This is a genomic window from Nostoc sp., assembly GCF_036919555.1.
Classification (GTDB): Bacteria; Cyanobacteriota; Cyanobacteriia; order Cyanobacteriales; family Nostocaceae; genus Nostoc.
In genome coordinates this window covers 1-17,545 of the sequence record NZ_JBALCS010000030.1, presented here as the reverse complement: position 1 = coordinate 17,545, position 17,545 = coordinate 1, and the positions used below count along the sequence as shown (strand labels likewise).

The 17,545-nt window shown below is 43.8% G+C and carries 18 protein-coding genes and 1 tRNA gene; 9 read left to right on the top strand and 10 right to left on the bottom strand.

The window, feature by feature from the left end; all coding sequences use genetic code 11:
• The first annotated feature begins 453 nt into the window (after nucleotides 1–453).
• The gene (gene tsaD / locus V7K36_RS08715; RefSeq protein WP_335114905.1) at nucleotides 454–1,503 is read left to right on the top strand and encodes a tRNA (adenosine(37)-N6)-threonylcarbamoyltransferase complex transferase subunit TsaD; all 1,050 of its coding nucleotides are present in this window, start codon (nucleotides 454–456) and stop codon (nucleotides 1,501–1,503) included.
• Between the two features lie 83 nt (nucleotides 1,504–1,586).
• Here tsaD and V7K36_RS08710 read toward each other — a convergent pair whose 3' ends face one another.
• Nucleotides 1,587–2,498, bottom strand: coding sequence for an alpha/beta fold hydrolase (locus V7K36_RS08710; protein ID WP_335114903.1), 912 nt, complete (start codon nucleotides 2,496–2,498; stop codon nucleotides 1,587–1,589).
• Between the two features lie 129 nt (nucleotides 2,499–2,627).
• A complete protein-coding gene (locus V7K36_RS08705; protein ID WP_300416882.1) occupies nucleotides 2,628–3,347 on the bottom strand; it encodes a hypothetical protein in 720 nt (239 codons plus the stop codon).
• 410 nt (nucleotides 3,348–3,757) lie between these two features.
• On the opposite strand from V7K36_RS08705, the gene V7K36_RS08700 reads away from it, so the two are divergent.
• The 6 genes from V7K36_RS08700 (at nucleotide 3,758) to V7K36_RS08675 (ending at nucleotide 8,698) form a co-directional block, all read left to right on the top strand.
• A complete protein-coding gene (locus tag V7K36_RS08700) occupies nucleotides 3,758–4,309 on the top strand; it encodes a GNAT family N-acetyltransferase (protein ID WP_335114901.1) in 552 nt (183 codons plus the stop codon).
• A gap of 298 nt (nucleotides 4,310–4,607) precedes the next feature.
• Nucleotides 4,608–4,681: transfer RNA gene (locus tag V7K36_RS08695), tRNA-Pro, on the top strand.
• A 590-nt stretch (nucleotides 4,682–5,271) separates the two neighbouring features.
• Complete coding sequence (locus V7K36_RS08690) at nucleotides 5,272–6,090, top strand: Tic22 family protein (RefSeq protein ID WP_334946594.1); 819 nt, start codon at nucleotides 5,272–5,274, stop codon at nucleotides 6,088–6,090.
• Nucleotides 6,091–6,115: 25 nt separating this feature from the next.
• Entirely contained in the window at nucleotides 6,116–7,006 is an 891-nt protein-coding gene (gene prmC, locus V7K36_RS08685) for a peptide chain release factor N(5)-glutamine methyltransferase (protein WP_335114899.1), read from the top strand.
• A 63-nt stretch (nucleotides 7,007–7,069) separates the two neighbouring features.
• The gene (locus tag V7K36_RS08680) at nucleotides 7,070–7,678 is read left to right on the top strand and encodes an L-threonylcarbamoyladenylate synthase (protein ID WP_335114897.1); all 609 of its coding nucleotides are present in this window, start codon (nucleotides 7,070–7,072) and stop codon (nucleotides 7,676–7,678) included.
• A gap of 99 nt (nucleotides 7,679–7,777) precedes the next feature.
• Nucleotides 7,778–8,698 carry a sensor histidine kinase gene (locus tag V7K36_RS08675; RefSeq protein ID WP_334825396.1) on the top strand — a complete coding sequence of 307 codons (921 nt, stop codon included), beginning with the start codon at nucleotides 7,778–7,780 and terminating at the stop codon, nucleotides 8,696–8,698.
• Here the strand turns inward: V7K36_RS08675 and V7K36_RS08670 are convergent.
• The 5 genes from V7K36_RS08670 to V7K36_RS08650 all read right to left on the bottom strand — a co-directional run bounded on the left by V7K36_RS08670 (nucleotide 8,661) and on the right by V7K36_RS08650 (nucleotide 13,232).
• A complete protein-coding gene (locus tag V7K36_RS08670) occupies nucleotides 8,661–9,131 on the bottom strand; it encodes a GNAT family N-acetyltransferase (RefSeq protein WP_335114895.1) in 471 nt (156 codons plus the stop codon). The genes V7K36_RS08675 and V7K36_RS08670 overlap by 38 nt on opposite strands.
• Nucleotides 9,132–9,232: 101 nt before the next feature.
• Nucleotides 9,233–9,646, bottom strand: coding sequence for a hypothetical protein (locus V7K36_RS08665; protein ID WP_334946585.1), 414 nt, complete (start codon nucleotides 9,644–9,646; stop codon nucleotides 9,233–9,235).
• Nucleotides 9,647–9,719: 73 nt separating this feature from the next.
• Entirely contained in the window at nucleotides 9,720–10,697 is a 978-nt protein-coding gene (gene secF / locus V7K36_RS08660) for a protein translocase subunit SecF (protein ID WP_334946581.1), read from the bottom strand.
• On the bottom strand, nucleotides 10,694–12,112 hold the full coding sequence (gene secD / locus V7K36_RS08655; RefSeq protein ID WP_335115050.1) for a protein translocase subunit SecD: 1,419 nt from the start codon (nucleotides 12,110–12,112) through the stop codon (nucleotides 10,694–10,696). Before secD ends, secF begins: the two co-directional genes overlap by 4 nt.
• Nucleotides 12,113–12,248: 136 nt before the next feature.
• Nucleotides 12,249–13,232 carry an alpha-ketoacid dehydrogenase subunit beta gene (locus tag V7K36_RS08650; RefSeq protein ID WP_335114893.1) on the bottom strand — a complete coding sequence of 328 codons (984 nt, stop codon included), beginning with the start codon at nucleotides 13,230–13,232 and terminating at the stop codon, nucleotides 12,249–12,251.
• A gap of 331 nt (nucleotides 13,233–13,563) precedes the next feature.
• Here V7K36_RS08650 and V7K36_RS34065 point away from each other — a divergent pair, with 331 nt between their 5' ends.
• A complete protein-coding gene (locus V7K36_RS34065) occupies nucleotides 13,564–13,737 on the top strand; it encodes a DUF6888 family protein (protein WP_442948448.1) in 174 nt (57 codons plus the stop codon).
• Nucleotides 13,734–13,946: a DUF6887 family protein gene (locus tag V7K36_RS08645; RefSeq protein ID WP_335114891.1), complete on the top strand. Its 213-nt coding sequence runs from the start codon at nucleotides 13,734–13,736 to the stop codon at nucleotides 13,944–13,946. Before V7K36_RS34065 ends, V7K36_RS08645 begins: the two co-directional genes overlap by 4 nt.
• A gap of 196 nt (nucleotides 13,947–14,142) precedes the next feature.
• Here V7K36_RS08645 and V7K36_RS08640 read toward each other — a convergent pair whose 3' ends face one another.
• From V7K36_RS08640 to V7K36_RS08630, 3 genes are all read right to left on the bottom strand, one after another.
• Nucleotides 14,143–14,823: a trypsin-like serine peptidase gene (locus tag V7K36_RS08640; protein ID WP_335114889.1), complete on the bottom strand. Its 681-nt coding sequence runs from the start codon at nucleotides 14,821–14,823 to the stop codon at nucleotides 14,143–14,145.
• A 45-nt stretch (nucleotides 14,824–14,868) separates the two neighbouring features.
• On the bottom strand, nucleotides 14,869–15,075 hold the full coding sequence (locus V7K36_RS08635) for a hypothetical protein (RefSeq protein ID WP_335114887.1): 207 nt from the start codon (nucleotides 15,073–15,075) through the stop codon (nucleotides 14,869–14,871).
• Nucleotides 15,076–15,545: 470 nt separating this feature from the next.
• Nucleotides 15,546–17,420, bottom strand: a complete 1,875-nt coding sequence (locus tag V7K36_RS08630; protein WP_335114885.1) for a CHAT domain-containing protein — start codon at nucleotides 17,418–17,420, stop codon at nucleotides 15,546–15,548.
• Between the last annotated feature and the right edge of the window lie 125 nt (nucleotides 17,421–17,545).

Below are 17,545 nucleotides of genomic sequence, written 5' to 3'. Positions count from 1 at the left end.
TAGGAAGTCATCATACTCTTGGGTGGGAACCGAGTAAAGTTTAAGTCAATAAAAGTTAAAGCTTCTCAACCAAAATTAGTGCTGGGTGATGAGTAACGAGTGCTGAGTATAATAATTTAGGACTTACGCGCTGTACAAAACGACTTTCATGTGATATATGAATTCGGTCGTTTCAGGCTGTTGGCGACTACCTTTAGTCCAATAGTGTAGGCGTAGCCCACACTTCGACAAAGCTCAGTCACCACCGTAGGCATCGCAGTTTAATAGTCAAATAATCAAGATTGAATGCCTGAAAATCCATACCCATATTCATTTGGTTCTGTGAATGTGTAAGTCCTAGAATTGTTGTAGTAGGGTAGTAAAGAAGCAAGATTTCGTCTCTTCTATTACTCAGGACTTCAGACTCACGACTCCAGACTCAGGACTCAACACTCCAGATTCAGCACTCAAGAAATGGCAACTGTTTTAGCAATAGAAACAAGCTGTGATGAAACTGCCGTCGCAATTGTTAACAATCGTAAGGTTTACAGCAGTATCGTCGCCTCGCAAATTCCAGTCCATCAGCAGTATGGTGGGGTAGTCCCAGAAGTAGCGTCTCGCCAGCACTTAGAAACGATAAATGTTGCGATCGCTCAAGCCCTAGAGCAAGCCCAACTAGACTGGGGAAAAATTGACGCAATTGCCGCCACTTGTGCCCCTGGACTTGTAGGAGCGCTGTTGGTCGGGCTAACTGCCGCCAAAACCCTAGCGATGGTACACAACAAGCCATTTTTGGGAGTTCATCACCTCGAAGGTCACATTTACGCAACTTACTTGAGCGAATCAACTTTAAATCCCCCTTTTCTTAGCTTACTGGTTTCAGGCGGACATACAAGCTTGATTTATGTCAAAGATTGTGGTAGTTACGAAACCTTGGGACAAACCCGTGATGATGCTGCGGGTGAAGCCTTTGATAAAGTGGCGCGATTGTTAAAGCTGGGTTATCCGGGTGGGCCAATGATTGACAAGTTGGCACAACAGGGCAATCCCCAAGCCTTTGCCCTACCAGAAGGAAAAGTTTCTCTACCTGGTGGGGGGTTTCATCGTTATGATACGAGTTTTAGTGGGTTAAAAACGGCTGTATTGCGTTTAGTGCAGCAGTTAGAGAAAGATGGTGGACAAGTACCAGTGGCAGATGTAGCGGCTAGCTTTCAGGAAACCGTAGCGCGATCGCTAACCAAAAGAGCGATCGCCTGTGCCCTAGACTATGGTTTAGACACAATTGCTGTTGGTGGCGGTGTAGCAGCTAATAGCGGATTGAGAAAAAACCTCCAAGCCGCAGCCATTGAACATAATCTACGCGTCCTATTCCCCCCTCTGAAATTCTGTACCGATAACGCCGCCATGATCGGCTGTGCTGCCTCTGACCATCTATCCTGTGGTCATACATCCCCCATCACACTGGGCGTTGAGTCTAGGTTAGCGCTTACCCAGGTGATGAAGTTGTATGAACCTGTTCAGTAGTCATTAGTCATTTGTCCTTTGTCATTTGTAACCAGCAATGCCCAATGCCCAATGCCCAATGCCCAATGCCCAATGCCCAATAACTATTGACTTTTAACTATCGTCCGAATATGATCAGCCACTGCATCCGGCTGTTCCAACATCGCCAGGTGTCCGCAATCAGGAATTTCCAAAACATTGTCACCACAATACTGGAACAGTCTGTGAAAGCTAGCTAAATGGCGCACATACTTGGGTTCCATAACCTTATCTTCAGCACCAGCCAAAAAATAAACTGGCTGCTTCAATTGGGATACTAGCTCAGGCAAACGATTGATTTCTTCCTCAGTTGTGGAGTCTAACAGAGTTCCCAGAGCCGCTTCCGGGTCAGCCACAACGAAATCAATCAGCCGTTGACGTGCCCAATAGCGCTCCAAAGGACGTACCACACTGGCTCTAGTAAACAGCAAATCAATCAAAGGCACTTGGGACAGCCAACGCGGGCGGACTTGCAAAAATTTCTGACCCGCCGAGCGAAACTGCTCAAAGGCTTCTTTGAGGTAAATACCACCCCCAGCGTTGATACAAATAACTCCTTTAACACACTCAGGTATTTGATCTGCTCCCCAAAGAGCGATCGTCCCACCCAAAGAGTGACCAATTAGCCAAGCACTGGTAATATTCAGCTGTTTCAGGAGAATTGCTAAATCCTGAGCATAGGCAGCAGGAGTATAAAGAGAATCGATTGGTGAGCCAAACGCACTACTGGAGATGGGCATAAGACTCAGAGACATTTGTGCCAGACTAAAATCGGTTTTTACCTGGGACTGGGATTCACCAAAACCCCGCAAATCATAGGAAAGGCACTGCAAATCATCTGAGAGGCGGGAAATCACAGGTTGCCAATATCCACGGCTATTGAGCCAACCGTGGATAAATACTAAAGCATCGGGGCAGGAAGTGGGAGCCGTTAGCTCGTATGCGTGTGGAACGCCCAAGATTTCGATAGTTGCCATACTTATATCGTACCCCGAAGGGCGGGTGCGACTAAATACCGAACAAGAAGAGTTAGGAGTGAGAAGTTGTAAATTTTTAACTCATAACTCATAACTCCTAACTCCTAACTGATTAACTCCTCACTTTTATCATTTACCCAGCAACCTCTGCCCCACTCCTTCAGCAATTTTGTGACCGAGATATTCAGGAATGAGGCTTTCATTTGGCCCCAACAAGTAAAGAATTAGCCGTGTACGTCCGCGCCAAACCAGTAAATTGGCATTGACTACTAGCAGGTCTTCCTGCCAGATTGCGTACATCACTTTGTAGAATAATCCTGGTTGATTATCAGCTTCAATCACTAGGGCAGGGAGATGAAAGACCGGATCGACATAGAACTCAGTTTGTACCTGCTCTAAGCCAGTGTCAAGATTGAATTCTACTGCCAGCATCTCTTCTACCTCAAACCGACCTCCTAAAGCCTCACGAATGGCGCGACAGACGTTTTCTGCGGTTTTCTCGGTCAAGGCTTTACTACCACGAGACACTAACAGCTTGATAAAAACTAACATCGGCGGACGGATTTGACCGTATAGACTCAGACCGTGGACGGTCAACCCATAAGCTGCTAGTACACCAAAAATATCGCTGAGGAGAAAAGACTGGTTGCGGTAAGCAAAATGCAAGGCGCTTTTGCTACCTTCCGGTTTCAGTTCAATAACAGCGCGTCTAGTTTTATAGAGACGGTAGGCTAGCCGTAAATTTTGCAGCTGAATCTCACTGCTGACGAATTGCTCATAAAACTGGGGAAACGCTCGGTTAAAGCGCTTTAGGAGTTCCAGTGTTGAAGATTTTAAACCAGAAGCCATTGTTAAGGGTAAGACTCGCTTGCTTTCGTCACCTGGGGGCTGGGTGTTGGGGACTGGGGACTGGGGAAGAATTTTCCCAAATAATCCCTTGTATACAATTCACTCCTAAGCTAACGTGCATTTAAGCTCTATACGAGTAATTGCCAGGATTAGGTTTTTCCATTTTGAATTTTGAATTGCTTATATCCTTACCCTTTTGGTGAATTTCTCCTAGCCTTTACAACAAAATGCTAAAGTTGAAAATGATTGGTGTGAAACACGCTCTAACTGGCTGTTGCCATTGCAAATCCCGAAAGCAACCGAAAAAATTTGAGTGTCAGGGGTAGTAAATGGAGGTAGCTATGTTAAACGTGAATCAACGCTCCTGAGAGTGGAAACCAATTCAGTTATACTACCCGAACCACGTTGGCATGGGTTTTTGGAAAACTTGGTTTAGTACTCCTGAATCTGTAGGGACAACTAGGACAAACCCCTTTGAAGAGCATACAGCGCAAACTGCGGGCAACTCCAACCCCAGCAGCATTAGCGAAGCTTCTTTGAAGGAGGCTCGCATCGTCTTCAGCACGGAGCGAGACATTGACCTATATGAGCTAGAAGAACTCTGTGATGCAGTTGGTTGGTCGCGTCGTCCTCTAAGAAAAGTGAAAAAAGCTATTGAGCATAGTTTTCTTGTCGCCTCAATGTGGCAGGTGAGAGGAAACCAAAAGCGGCTCATTGGTTTTGCCCGCGCTACCTCAGATCACGCGTTTAATGCCACTATTTGGGATGTGGTGGTTCACCCAGACTTTCAAAGTCAAGGACTGGGCAAGGCACTGATGAAATATGTTCTCAAAAAACTTAGGAGTGAAGAAATTAGTAATGTCACTCTCTTTGCCGATCCCCATGTTGTAGATTTCTACCGAACTATGGGGTTTATGGCTGATCCAGAAGGCATCAAAGGCATGTTCTGGTATCCTCACTAGCGCTCAATCAAAATAAAACCCGATTCGCACAAGAAAATCAGGTATAATAGCAAAAATCTATTATTTTGATGTGGTTTTACAAGGTTCAGCCGACAAACGAACAAGTATATCTCTTGTAAAACTAAGTCGGCAAAAAACCTTTATCAGTGTAAGATTGTAATATATATTGTTTTTGCAAAAAATGAAAAAGATTAGCCATAAGCCGTGTAATCTGATATAATTGAATTAATGCTTTTGCAAAAGCGCGATCGCTTTGATGGTAAGTTAAAACCAAACCAAAAAAATAGATAAATCTCACCGGGATGTAGCGCAGCTTGGTAGCGCGCCTGCTTTGGGAGCAGGATGCCGCAGGTTCAAATCCTGTCATCCCGATTTAATCAATATACTTAACAGTTAGAGCAGATTGACTAGAGTTTTTTTGCTAAGATGTGCAACTTAATTGCATATCTTTAAGGAGAAGAACAATTAGGCTGTTCTGCTGTTGGGTTTGCTGTTGAAGCCTGACAGGCGAATTTCGTACTTAAGTGACACTGAGCTTTATATAGATTTAAAAAGATATTAAAGCAAGCGCAGATGGAACGATTGATTAACTAATAGCGTCACCCGATATTAGAAAAAGCCGATAAAATGGCGTTTATCATCTCCAAGGTTCCAGAGATGGCGAGATTTTTCACTGTTTGAGAAGACATATAATAGGCATCTACGGTATTTCCCGGTGGATAGCGAAGTGAAAGCGAGAAAAACACAACGTTAGCACAGTCAATTTGTGAAAACGATACTATAGCAATCCAAAATAGTTGCGGAATATTGGATTTTGACCGTTGACGGTTAACACTCAACCTCAACGCGCGCAATGAATTTTTCACAACTGAAATATATTGCTATATAACTAAAGCTAGTTGGTGCTGTGCAAATCCAACCATTTGTTTAATTTAATTGGATTATTGATGCGAGGAGCAGTCATGAAATCATTTATCCGCTTGGGCGCAACATTGGGTATAGCTGGCAGTATATTTTTAGCCGGACTTTCAGGAATAGGCAATCTACCAGGAATAGGCAATCTAGAGGCGATCGCCTTGCCACAAGATCAGGTAGTGAAAAAGCTTCAAGAAGTACCCGTATTCACGCTGACCAATCCTAAAGGCGAATTCGTAGTTCTTTCGAGGAAAAACGAATCCAAGACTATCTCACAAGTAGGATTTTTTATTAGCAAGCAAGATGCTCAAAAATTCCTTGATAATCGGCTCAAAAAAGAAAATCCCCAGTTGGCAAGCACGCTACAGGTAAGACCTTTGTCCTTGGCAGACTATTATAAAATAGTCCAAGAAAGCAAAAAGAAACCAGACTCTGTAATTTATACTTTAGTGCCAACGCAACAACAGGTAGCTTCGGCAACAAGTATGCTGAATCAGAATGGTCAAAAAGGAAAGCAATTCAATGGTATTCCCTTATTTGTACCCAAATTTAAGAAAGATAATAGTTATTTGACGATTCCGGTTCCAAAAGGCAACGAGCGATTAATCCCATTCTTTTTTGAAAAAGAACAAGCAGTGGCTCTGTTAGACCAATTCAAAAAAGCCGTGCCAAAGGAAGCAGACAACACTGAGATTCAGGTTGTGGATTTGTACGGTGTTTTGGAGGCTCTCAATAGTAGCAGCGATCCTGGTATAAATAAAATTATTCTGTATCCATCGCGGGAGTCGATCAATTTTATTCGATCGCTTGCGCCGAATCAATCACCAGCTGCTGCGCCCACTCCTGTGTCCGCTCCGAAAAAATAACGGATATGCACTCCAAGGTTGAGGCATGGGAAAGAAACATCTGATAGTTTCTGGTTTGCAACTTTGGCAGTGGCGAAATGCAGCTCACCAAGCAGCGATCGCCACTGATGTTCCACCAAGAGAGGTAGATTGGCTACTCCTAGAAGTTGCTGGGTTAGACCGCTTGGCACTGCGTTTAGAGTCTTTTAAAAACTGGCCGCAAATTCAGCTGCAATTGCCTCTGGAAGAATTAGACCAGTTATGGCAGAGGCGATTAAATGACCGCTTACCAGTGCAGTATATTGCGGGAGTTACACCTTGGCGTCAGTTTAAAATCGCGGTATCGAGTGCGGTTTTGATTCCCAGACCAGAGACAGAGAGCTTAATTGATTTAGCTGAAGCAGCTGCTAGTGATGTGTCAGGGCACTGGGCGGATTTGGGGACTGGGAGTGGAGCGATCGCACTGGGATTAGCAGATGTCTTGCCAAAAGCAACAATTCATGCAGTTGATTACAGTTTAGAAGCTCTGGCGATCGCTCAAGCCAACGCCGATAATTTGGGTTTTGCTGACCGGATTAAATTTTATCAAGGTTCTTGGTGGGAGCCACTGGCATTTCTCAAAGGTCAATTCAGTGGTATGGTATCGAACCCCCCTTATATACCCACCAGCACCTTACCTACCTTGCAACCAGAAGTAGTTAACCATGAACCACATCTAGCTCTGGATGGTGGCGCTGATGGCTTAGATTGCATTCGCCATTTGATAGAAATCTCTCCCAGTTATTTGCGATCGGGTGGCGTGTGGTTAATTGAGATGATGACAGGACAGGCGGATACAGTGCGAGAACTTTTGCAAAATCAAGGTAGCTATTGTAAAATTCAAATTCACGCTGATTTAGCTGGAATTGAACGCTTTGCCGTGGCCTATAAAAGTTAGGAGTGATGAGTTAGGAGTTATAAGTTATGAGTTATGAAATTCCTCACTCCTAACTTTGTAAAAATGACACAAGTTTCTTTAGAAAATCTAATAGCTGGCGCACGCGCTGGCTTGTTGGTAAGCTTTCCCACTGATACAGTTCCTGCACTTGCAGCCATACCAGAAAAAGCAGCATTAATTTTTGCGGCGAAGCAACGTAGTCAAGACAAACCTTTGATTTTGATGGCTGCTAGTGCTGAAGATTTGTGGCTGTATGTCAAAGGTAGTGAGAACGAGTATAAAGTTTGGCAAGAACTAGCACACAAATATTGGCCAGGAGGGCTGACATTAGTATTACCAGCTTCAGAACGCCTGCCAAAAGTTATGAACCCCATCGACCCGACGACAATTGGTATCCGAGTCCCAAACAGTGCGATCGCTCAAACTATTTTGGCGCAAACAGGTCCTCTTGCTACTACTAGCGCCAATTTTTCTGGTCAGCCGCCTTTGCAAACGATCGCAGAAATTGAGGTTCACTTTCCCAAGGTTTTGACTCTAGGAACGACAGAATATCAGAGTGATATACCGGGGATGGGTGTACCTTCCACCGTTGCTAAATGGACAGGGATAAATTGGCAGATTTTGCGGCAAGGTGCGATAAATTTAGATTTATCGAGTGATAACCAGATATAGGTAGCTATAATATTGTTTTCCTGATTTGAACAACAGAGAAATCCAAAACTTTAGTTTGCGCTGTTGTGGTCAATCAACTTTTTTAATAATTGCCAGATTATGAATTGGAGCAACTGGATATATCTAGGAGCTGGAATAGCACTAGGTATGGTTTTCCGTCAGTTATTTGTGCGATCGTCAAACTTTTCATCTAGCTCATCCCCAGTAGCGCCATTAGCTAAACAGGATATGCCACCAATATCGCAACAGCTACAACTTATGCAACTGGCATACCAAATGGCAAGGGAAATGAGCCAGTTTAAAGCTGGTTTTTTGGCACGGACTACCCATGAATTGCGATCGCCCCTCAATGGTCTGATAGGCTTGCATCAGTTAATTTTGTCAGATTTGTGTGAAGATCCAGCTGAAGAGCGAGAATTTATTACCCAAGCTCAGGAGCGAACACTAAAGTTGCTGAAGCTGATGGATGAAATTCTCAGCGTTGCTAGAATTGAACACGGTACGAATAAATTAGATATTCAGCCCAGACCGTTAGCCCAAATTTTGGAGGAGGTTCATAACTTAACTTATATGCTGGCGGCTAATCGCAATTTTCCCTTGCAATTGTTACCCCCCGACCCAGAAATTTATGTTTTGGCAGATTACCTCTGGCTCCGCCAAATATTGATAAGTTTAATAGACACTACCATTACTCAAATGGAGGAAGGCAGCATCTGTATTTCTACTAGCACTGTCCCTACAAGTAATTTTGTCAACATTTGGCTGGATGTACCAACCCATGCCATACTCTGGAGCGAGCCGATTGATTTGATCAAATCTGAAGATCAGCTAACCCAGATTAACCGAGAAAACGTTGCTCTTTCCCCAGGAATGAGGCTATTAATCAATCAGACTCAAGTGGAAGTTATCGGAGGAAAATTAGAAATCCTGCCCTTTCCAATTGCGAAGGAACCACTTCAGCAGCTTACCAGACTCCAAATTTCTATCCCCCTAGTAATTCCTGAAGCTGATCTTCTGTAACAGGAACGAAAGCAAGGTTCGCTTGGTTATATAGCACCATCGTAGTGGTTCTGTTGGGCTGGAAACCAATCTTTTCGTAGAAACCCTGTTGGTGAGTAGTCATCAGGTAAACGCGCTCAACACACCTCATGCGGGGATGACTCAAAACGGTTTCTACTAAATGGCTTCCCAGCCCACTACTTTGATACTCTGGATGAATCACAACATCCCAAATTGTGGCGCGATATATGCCATCAGATGTTGCTCTAGCAAAGCCAATGAGTCGATCGCCAAGGCAGACGGAAATTACTGGCTCACTATTGGCAATAGCTATGCCTAAATCCTCAATACTGCGTCCCTTTGCCCAGAAAGCTGAAACGTTTAACAGTTCTTGGAGTTGGTAAAGGTCAATTTCAGACTTGCGTTCATTAAATTGAATCTGAGACTCGTTCATGTAGGGCATCCACTTTTGGCAGTATCTTTCTATGGTTAAGTCATATTTTGCTAGAAATTGCTGTACGTGTATATGTATATGTAACGAGAAAAAAAAATTAATTATTGACAAACCCATTTCCACAGAGGATGAGTTGCTCCCTGTTGACGTATCCGATAAACTTGTTTTTCTAAACGTTGTTTTTCGTGCTGTGGTAGTCCGAGTAAGATATTCCGACTTTGCCAAACTAAGACAGCAGCAGTCATCCCAATACAAAAGGCTAAACCAAAAGTAGACAGTGGATGATAGAAAAGTCCATATCTCACTGCTACCCAGGTAAAATATTGTTGCCACAAAAAAATTTCTGCACGTAGACCCCACAAGCTAAGAGGCGCAATGGTCAGCCATAAACAGCCGACAAATAGCCACCTCCCATATACTGTCAGCTGATGTAGCCTTTGTACTTGTTGAGCAAAGGATGGGTCAGATTTCTCAAAGTCTGGGACAGTAGTTAATGGTTCTTCCGGTTGATCCATAGGGGAATAAAATTGCAAAGCATAGTTGAGCAATTCAAAATCCTTTAACCCAATTGCGAAATACACACAAGTTTTAACTATCCTGGGAACTGGCAGATGTATCAATCGGTTCAGGGCTGTTTCCCACGCTTGTTTGACCCTTGCGCTCTCGCCACCAAGCTAAAAGAGAACCGGCGATGAAAATACTTGAATAAGCGCCCATCGTGAAGCCAATAATCAAAGCTAGAGAAAAGTTTCTCAGGGTTTCGCCGCCAAATAGGAATAGGGAAAATAATGTTAGTAAAACGGTAAAGGTGGTATTAATTGATCGCGTTAAGGTTTGATTTATTGCATCATCAACAACTTTGTCAATGTGATCGTTAGGATGTAGATGCAGTATTTCCCGAATGCGATCGTAGATAACCACGGTATCTGTCACCGAGAAACCAGTAATAGTCAAAATAGCAACGACGAAAAGGCTATCAACTTCAATACCTGCTACTAATCCCAATATGGAGAAAACACCCAGCGTAATCAAAACATCATGGAACAAGGCAATAATTGCGATTACGGCATAGTCCACCTGGAACCGCACACTCAAATAAATAACGATCGCCGCGAAGGAGACAACCAGAGCTAATAACCCTTGGGAAAGTAGTTGACGACCAAGTGTCGGGCCAACGGTGTCAATTTGAGTGCCTTTCGGATCAAAGGCTCCAATTTTTTCAGTCAAAGCTGTTTGCAGCTGGGTGCGTTGCTCGACATCTAATGTCTTTGTGCGAATGGATATTCCCTGTTGCTTTTGACCAACAACTTGGATGCTACTATTATTTAGCTTCTGAGCGTCAACTACTTCCCTGACGCTAGAGATTTCAATCGGTTGAGTGCAGTTGTTTGGTTGTGTACAATCGCGTTCAAATTGTAGTCGCGTACCACCAACAAAATCTAAACTGGGACGTAGCGGTGCGCCTAGTTGTTGCCAAGAAATCACCATCGCCACGATGCCAATGATCGTTAGGATGGTAGAAATTGTCCACCATAATCCTCGCTGTTTGATGACACTAAATTTCATGACTGCACCTCCGCACCAGACTTAATTGACGTTGAGAGATTGGGACAAAACAACTCTGGCTTACGCAAGTTGGGAAATTGCAATGATAGGAATAGCAGTGTGCGACTACAAGTAATGGCAGTAAATAAATTCACCCCCAACCCTAGCGCCAATGTTAAAGCAAAGCCTTTAACTAAACCTGCTCCTAAGAAAAACAGTGCTGCACAAGAAATTAATGATGTGACATGACTATCTAAAATGCTAGACCAAGCTCGGTAGAATCCTGCCTCTATAGAACGATATAAACTTTTACCAGCGCGTAGTTCTTCACGGGTGCGCTCAAAAATCAATACGTTAGCATCAACTGCCATGCCGATACTGAGAATAAACCCAGCAATACCGGGGAGAGTTAATGTCACGCCTAGCAAAGCGAAGGTAGCATAGGTCAATAGCGCATAGATAATCAAAGCAACGTCGGCAATTAACCCTGGTAGTCGGTAGTAAACTAACATGAAAATCAATACTAACAGCAATCCGCCACTACCAGCGTAAAGACTGCGTTGAATACTATCTTTACCTAAGGTTGCCCCAACAGTGCGGTTTTCGACGATTTGCACTGGTAAGGGTAAAGCACCCCCCCGTAGCTGCACACCTAAGTTGTTAGCTTCTTGGGCGGTAAACCTACCTGTAATCACAGCAGCACCACCACTAATACCACTAGCAGCAAATTCTGGCCCGACACTGGGAGCGCTGATCAGTTCATTGTCTAGAAAAATGCCAATGCTGCGTCCTGTACCGGCAAGTTTTTTCGTCAGTTCGGCAAATAGTTCACCACCCTTTTGGTCGAAGCGAATGGCAACATTCCAATTGTTGTTTTGAGTGGGTTCACCGGCTGCATCTTTGAGGAATTTCCCTGCGAGTGGAGGGTTTGTGCTTTCAAACAATTCAGCGATCGCTTGATTATTTTTCTGCAAATCTTGCTGATTTTTGAGAATTGCTGCTTGATCGTTACTCTTTATCAAATCTTGCTGCTTGGCTTTCAATTCAGCTCGTGATGATTGGAAAGCAAGCAGTTGAGTTTCCGTACCAGGCTTTTGCGTGCGAAATTCTAACTGCGCTGTACCCCCTAGAACCCGTTCAGCTTGCTGTGGATCGCTCACTCCCGGCAACTGCACTAAGATTTGATCTTTCCCTACAGTTTGTACTACTGGTTCGGAAACGCCAAGACCGTTAATGCGACCTTCAACTATTTTTTTCACGGCTTCCAATTCGCGGTCGGTGATTTTCTTAATCTCCGGTGTTGTTTTCACTTGAATTGTGAGCTGTGAGCCTCCGCGCAAGTCCAGTCCTAGCGGAATCGAAATTGTGTTAATCACCACAATGGCGGCGATTATCAGGACTACAATCAAAATTAAAAGCGATCGCTGTCTTTGCATACTATAACTCGCAACTGACAAAGGCTATAATAGCTCTCTTTTGTAGAGTTATGAGTAAGTATTGGTTACTGGGCATGGGGCATGGGGCATTGGGCATGGGTTATTCTTATTGTCCCCAGTCCCCAGTCCCCAGTTCTTAAACTCGCAAAGCTACCATTTTTTCCACAGCTTCTACTATTTGCTCTGGTTGGACGATTGTCAGTCGTTCCAGATTACCGTTATAGGGTGTGGGGATATCTTGAGAAGAAAGCCGCAGTACTGGCGCATCTAATTCATCGAATAAGCGATCGTTAATTGAAGCGATGACTTCTGCTCCGATACCCGCAGTTCGCATGGATTCTTCCACCACAATCACTTTATGGGTTTTACGTACTGATGCGCAAATAGTATCAAAATCTAATGGTTTGAGCGAGATTAAATCAATAACTTCTGGATCATAACCTTGTTTTTCCAAACTTTTTACCGCTTGCAGCACATGATGCCGCATCCGCGAATAAGTGATAATTGTGACATCTTTTCCTTGACGCACAACTTCTGCTTTATCTAGGGGTAGTAAATATTCTTCTTCTGGTAAATCTTCTTTCAAGTTGTAAAGCAGAACGTGTTCAAAGAACAATACGGGGTTATCATCGCGGATAGCGGATTTTAGTAGTCCTTTGGCGTTTCTTGGTGTGGAGCAGGCAACAATCTTCAACCCAGGCACAGCTTGAAAGTAGGTTTCTAGTCGCTGGGAATGCTCTGCCCCTAGTTGTCGTCCCACACCTCCAGGGCCGCGAATTACCATCGGAATTTTAAAGTTACCGCCAGAAGTATAGCGCAGCATCCCAGCGTTGTTGGCTATTTGGTTGAAGGCGAGCAGTAAAAAGCCCATATTCATGCCTTCGATGATGGGACGTAACCCAGTCATCGCAGCTCCCACGGCCATACCGGTAAAGCTATTTTCCGCGATGGGGGTGTCTAGAACGCGGAGTTCACCATATTTTTGGTACAGGTCTTTGGTAACTTTATAGGAACCGCCGTAGTGTCCGACGTCTTCACCGAGAACAAATACGCTGGAGTCACGCGCCATTTCTTCATCAATGGCTTCCCGTAAGGCGTTGAAGAATAGTGTTTCTGCCATTTAGACCTTTTTGTACGATTATGGTTTTAGAATTTTATCGTGCTGCTGTCGCAAATACGGTGAGCGATCGCACTAGTTAGAGATTAGCTTGTTTGCATAAACCGCCCCTAGCACAGAGCGAGTAATTCCCATAACTATATCAAAGCTATTTAATTTAGATTTTAGAGGTTTTATCAGCGATCGCCTCCCACTCTGGCAAATGTGGCTGATTTATTTATGTAATAAAACTTATAATTAATGTATAAAATACATTGCAAACTTCACGGTTCAAAGATCCCAACTTAACTGAAGTCACGCCAAAGTAAAAAATCTGTTTCAGCAAGCCCTAAATATGCCTACTGTAAAACAATTGAAAACGTTGTTTATTTTAAGTTTTTGGGCTACTAAAATGTATTTACCTGTGTTTTTAGTGCGAATCGATCAACGAACAAAAAATATTGTAATTCTCGCTGGTGAAGAAAACGAAATTATAATTTACCTAAACGGGAAGTCGAGATATGTATGAGTAAGCCAGACTTGATGACAATGCCCCGTACCCAATTGCGTCAATATATCCTTGACCACAGAGAAGATGATGAAGCCTTTCAAACTTATTTAGATAGATTCACCTCTGAAGACGCTGTAATCTTTCCTGCACCACAGTCAATAGATGATTTAGAAAACTTCCCAGAGTTGCATCAACAGAACCTAGAAAGACTACGAAATCAAGCTTAAGCGATCGCAACCCTCCAACAATATTTTATAACTTGGCGTTGATAACCTCATCGAATTACCGAAAACAAAAGAAAAACCTCACCCTGTCCTATCTTTAATCCCTCTCCTTACTAAGGAGAGGGACAGGTTTTACGTAGTAAAACCAGGGTGAGGTTCTTTTATTATCCGCAATTCAGCAGACATGATATAACCCTATCTAATTTCCACCCGAAGCCTCCTCAATGGTAGAAATTTTCACCGCATAATTGATGATATCTTGTCCAGTCTGGAGATTTTTTCCTTCACCATTATTCAGAGCCACAATATAAGGGTCGCCACCAATTACGCCAACAATGGGACTACCGGAAGAACCAGCAGCAGTGGCGCAATCATGTAATAAAAAACCATTTTCTTCTCCGACAATACTGCATCCTGCCTCATAACTTGCCGTCCATCCCGCCCCGGCACTGAAATATTTTTGATAATTGTCGTTAGGGAAATCTCCAGAATAACCCACGAAAAAGAAAGCTTTTTGTTTGCTAACAAGCGTAGGAGAAGGTATGGATTTCCACCCCAAATAACCGTATTTGTGACCTAGAGGGTGGTTAATTCTCAGAATTGCCCAATCATTAGGACTAAGCTCTTTGCTTTCCTTGAAATCTGTTCCATAATAAACTTCCTCGGCTTCCGCTATGTCTTGGTAATGACCATCGATTACGTTAGGCAGAAACTGGATTTTTGTGCTTAATTTGCCAGTTTCGTGGTCAATAGCACAGTGAGCATTAGTTAAAACCAGATTAGCAGCAATTAACGTTCCCGTGCAGTAATAACCACTGCCATCGGCTGTAGTTCCTTTGATTCGACCAATTGCCGACCAAGGATATTTTTGGCTCAACATCGGGGTACGGTTATCTATAAGTCCAGGAATGCCTCTAGAGTCGCTTTACTCTGGTTTGGCAGTCCGTTCCAAACCAGGAGGGATAAAAGGTTTGCCATCACCTTCTAGCTTTAGTTGTTGGGAACTGATGAATTTGGGTGTAATGCTTTGCTGTGGTTTTACCTGTGTTTGTGCTTGAACTGATGACCAATAGCTGAAAGTTGTGACAATCAGAAATCCGGTCAACAAGAGGGCAAAAAATTTTCTATTCATTGCTACTAACACTCCGTAATATTGAATATTTGAACTGATATCATGTCCGCTTTATTACTTATGAAACCCGAAGAACCCCACCCCGCCAAAGCTGCGTTTTGTCTCCCCTCCCCGCCGACGGGGAGGGGATTAAGCAAGGTGGTTTCATACAAGCAGAGAAAAACTAAAACTGAGTTTCAAAGCCTCTCGACCTTTCGGGGAGAGGTTTGGAGAGGGTAAAAAGCCATGTCACAAAACGAGAATCAAGACTTATGTATTTTTCTTTCTTCGTATGAAACCATCCTGCCGGCTCTTCAAATCTCGTTTCCAGCCTCTTGCTGGAAATGCTGCTCAATTGCGGCTCTGCCGCCAACAAGGGAGGCGGAGCCTCTAGAACGGCATTCCCAGTCGGAGACTGGGAACGAGACAATCTAAAATCTGGTTCTAGGCAGGTTTTGACGCTAAGTTGACACCAATGGCTACTCCCCCGCTCATCGCCACTCGCCTTGCAACGTGAAAGCCGCCCAATAGTATGGGTTTCGCCAGTCTTCTTGCTGCCACAGTTTGAGTTGTGCTTCACGCAGGGCAGTTATGGGAGATGCTTTTTGCTGCAACATCGCTGTGTAAAACTGGGGCATCAATTCCGATGTTGCGGTGTCATTGACTTGCCACAAAGACACCACAGCACTTTTTGCCCCTGCATACATCAATCCTCGTGTCAACCCTACCAATCCTTCACCTTGGACATCCTTACCTAAACCAGTTTCGCAAGCACTCAGCACAACTAAATCTGCACCCAAATCTAAGTTAAAAATGTCACGTAGCCGTAAGATACTTGGGTTATTAGATTTGCCTTCTTTGTTTATCTGAGAAAGTACGATTCCTGAGGATTCTGGGTTGATCGGGTCAGCAAAACCGTGAGTTGCAAAGAGGATGAATCGATATTGTTTGAGTTTTGGACTAGTTGCCAGATTGTAATTGGCATCAAAATCAAAAGCATATAAGCTTTCCGAGGGTGGTACAAGTTTTAATATTTGTTCGGCTTCTATGCGCGTACCCAGTAGCCGTCCCCATCCTGCACGATTAAGATTTCTCGCGGCTTGTTGGAGGCTAGACTGTTCGAGGTTGAGTTCGGGGCCTAGAGAAGGGGGTTTACCTGTGAATCGCTGGTCATCAGCCGCAAATACAGGGTCAGCAAGAACAGCTAGGGTTTTGGGTGCAGGTTGGCGTTTGTTCAAGTCTTCCCTGTGGGTGGCGATCGCAGTGACGGAGGGTAGATTTACAATTTCGTGGTTAACTAGAAGGGGTTGATAATTAGATTTCCCCGTCTGCGGCGACTTTTCAAGCTGAGAGATTTGATTTGGTTCTGATAATGCTGTAAAGGGAATTTCTTCCAATGCACCATCTGCGACAATTACCAAACGCTTTTTCCCCAACTTTGCTGAAACGGGCGCAAGGATCAGCTGGCTAAGTTCAGTCGCAGCTTGGGTAATTTCTTGAAAATCCTTAGCTTTTTGCTCTGCGGGTAACTTCTGGCAGACAATACCTAGTTCTTGACATTTTCTCAATACGTTCTTGAATTTTTCTGCTGATGTTTCTATCGCTTCGCCTCTAGGGAGTTCGTAGCTATTGATGGAATTAGGAGTGACAGCCCAAAGATAGCTGCGTTCTTTACCCAAGGAATATTGCAAAAGCAGAGTATCTGAATCGAGTTGTTGCTGAATTTGAGCTAATTTCAGAGGTTCAGGATATTTCAGTGCTGCATATTTGGGGCTACTTGTACGGATTTTGGTTTGCAGTTCTCGGTATTGGCTACGGAGGTCGGCAATTTCTTGTTCGAGCTTTTGTTCTTGTTCGAGCTTTTGTATTGCGGTTGTGGGTGCTTTTTTATTCAGTAACTCTTGAGGCAGTTTATCTCTAGCATCAAGTTGCTGCTGCAAGTTTTGTTCTTCTGCCAGTAGTTGCGGGTCAATGCCTTTACGGATATTGGCATTGACTTCTGTTAATAGTTCTAATAAAACCCTGGCACGCGATCGCTCACTAATATGCAGTGCCAAAGCGTCGTATCCTTTTGATGGGTCTTTTTTGTGCAACTGCATCAGCAAGTCGATGTAGAACTTGTAATAATCCTGCACCGTGGCGAAGTAGGAAGTACGCAAATCATTGCTGGTAACTTTGCTGCGCGTATTCTCAATGATGTTTATGGCTGTTTCTATTTGTGTCTTAGCTTGGTTGAGATTGCCTCTGTTGCGCTCAATGATGGCTATGTTATAAAGTGGAAAAGTTTGTTGGGATGTGTCGCCTATTTGCTGCGCTAGCTTTAGTTCTTGGTTATAAGCCTCTATAGCCTGCTGCGGCTGCTTCATAGAGGCGTAAATCTTGCCTTGAATTTTGTAGACACTAGTACAGCTTGGCGGAAATAAACAGACTATTAGATAGCCAGGACTTTACCCTTGTAAGTCCACTTAAAAGGTTTAGCCATTGTTTTATT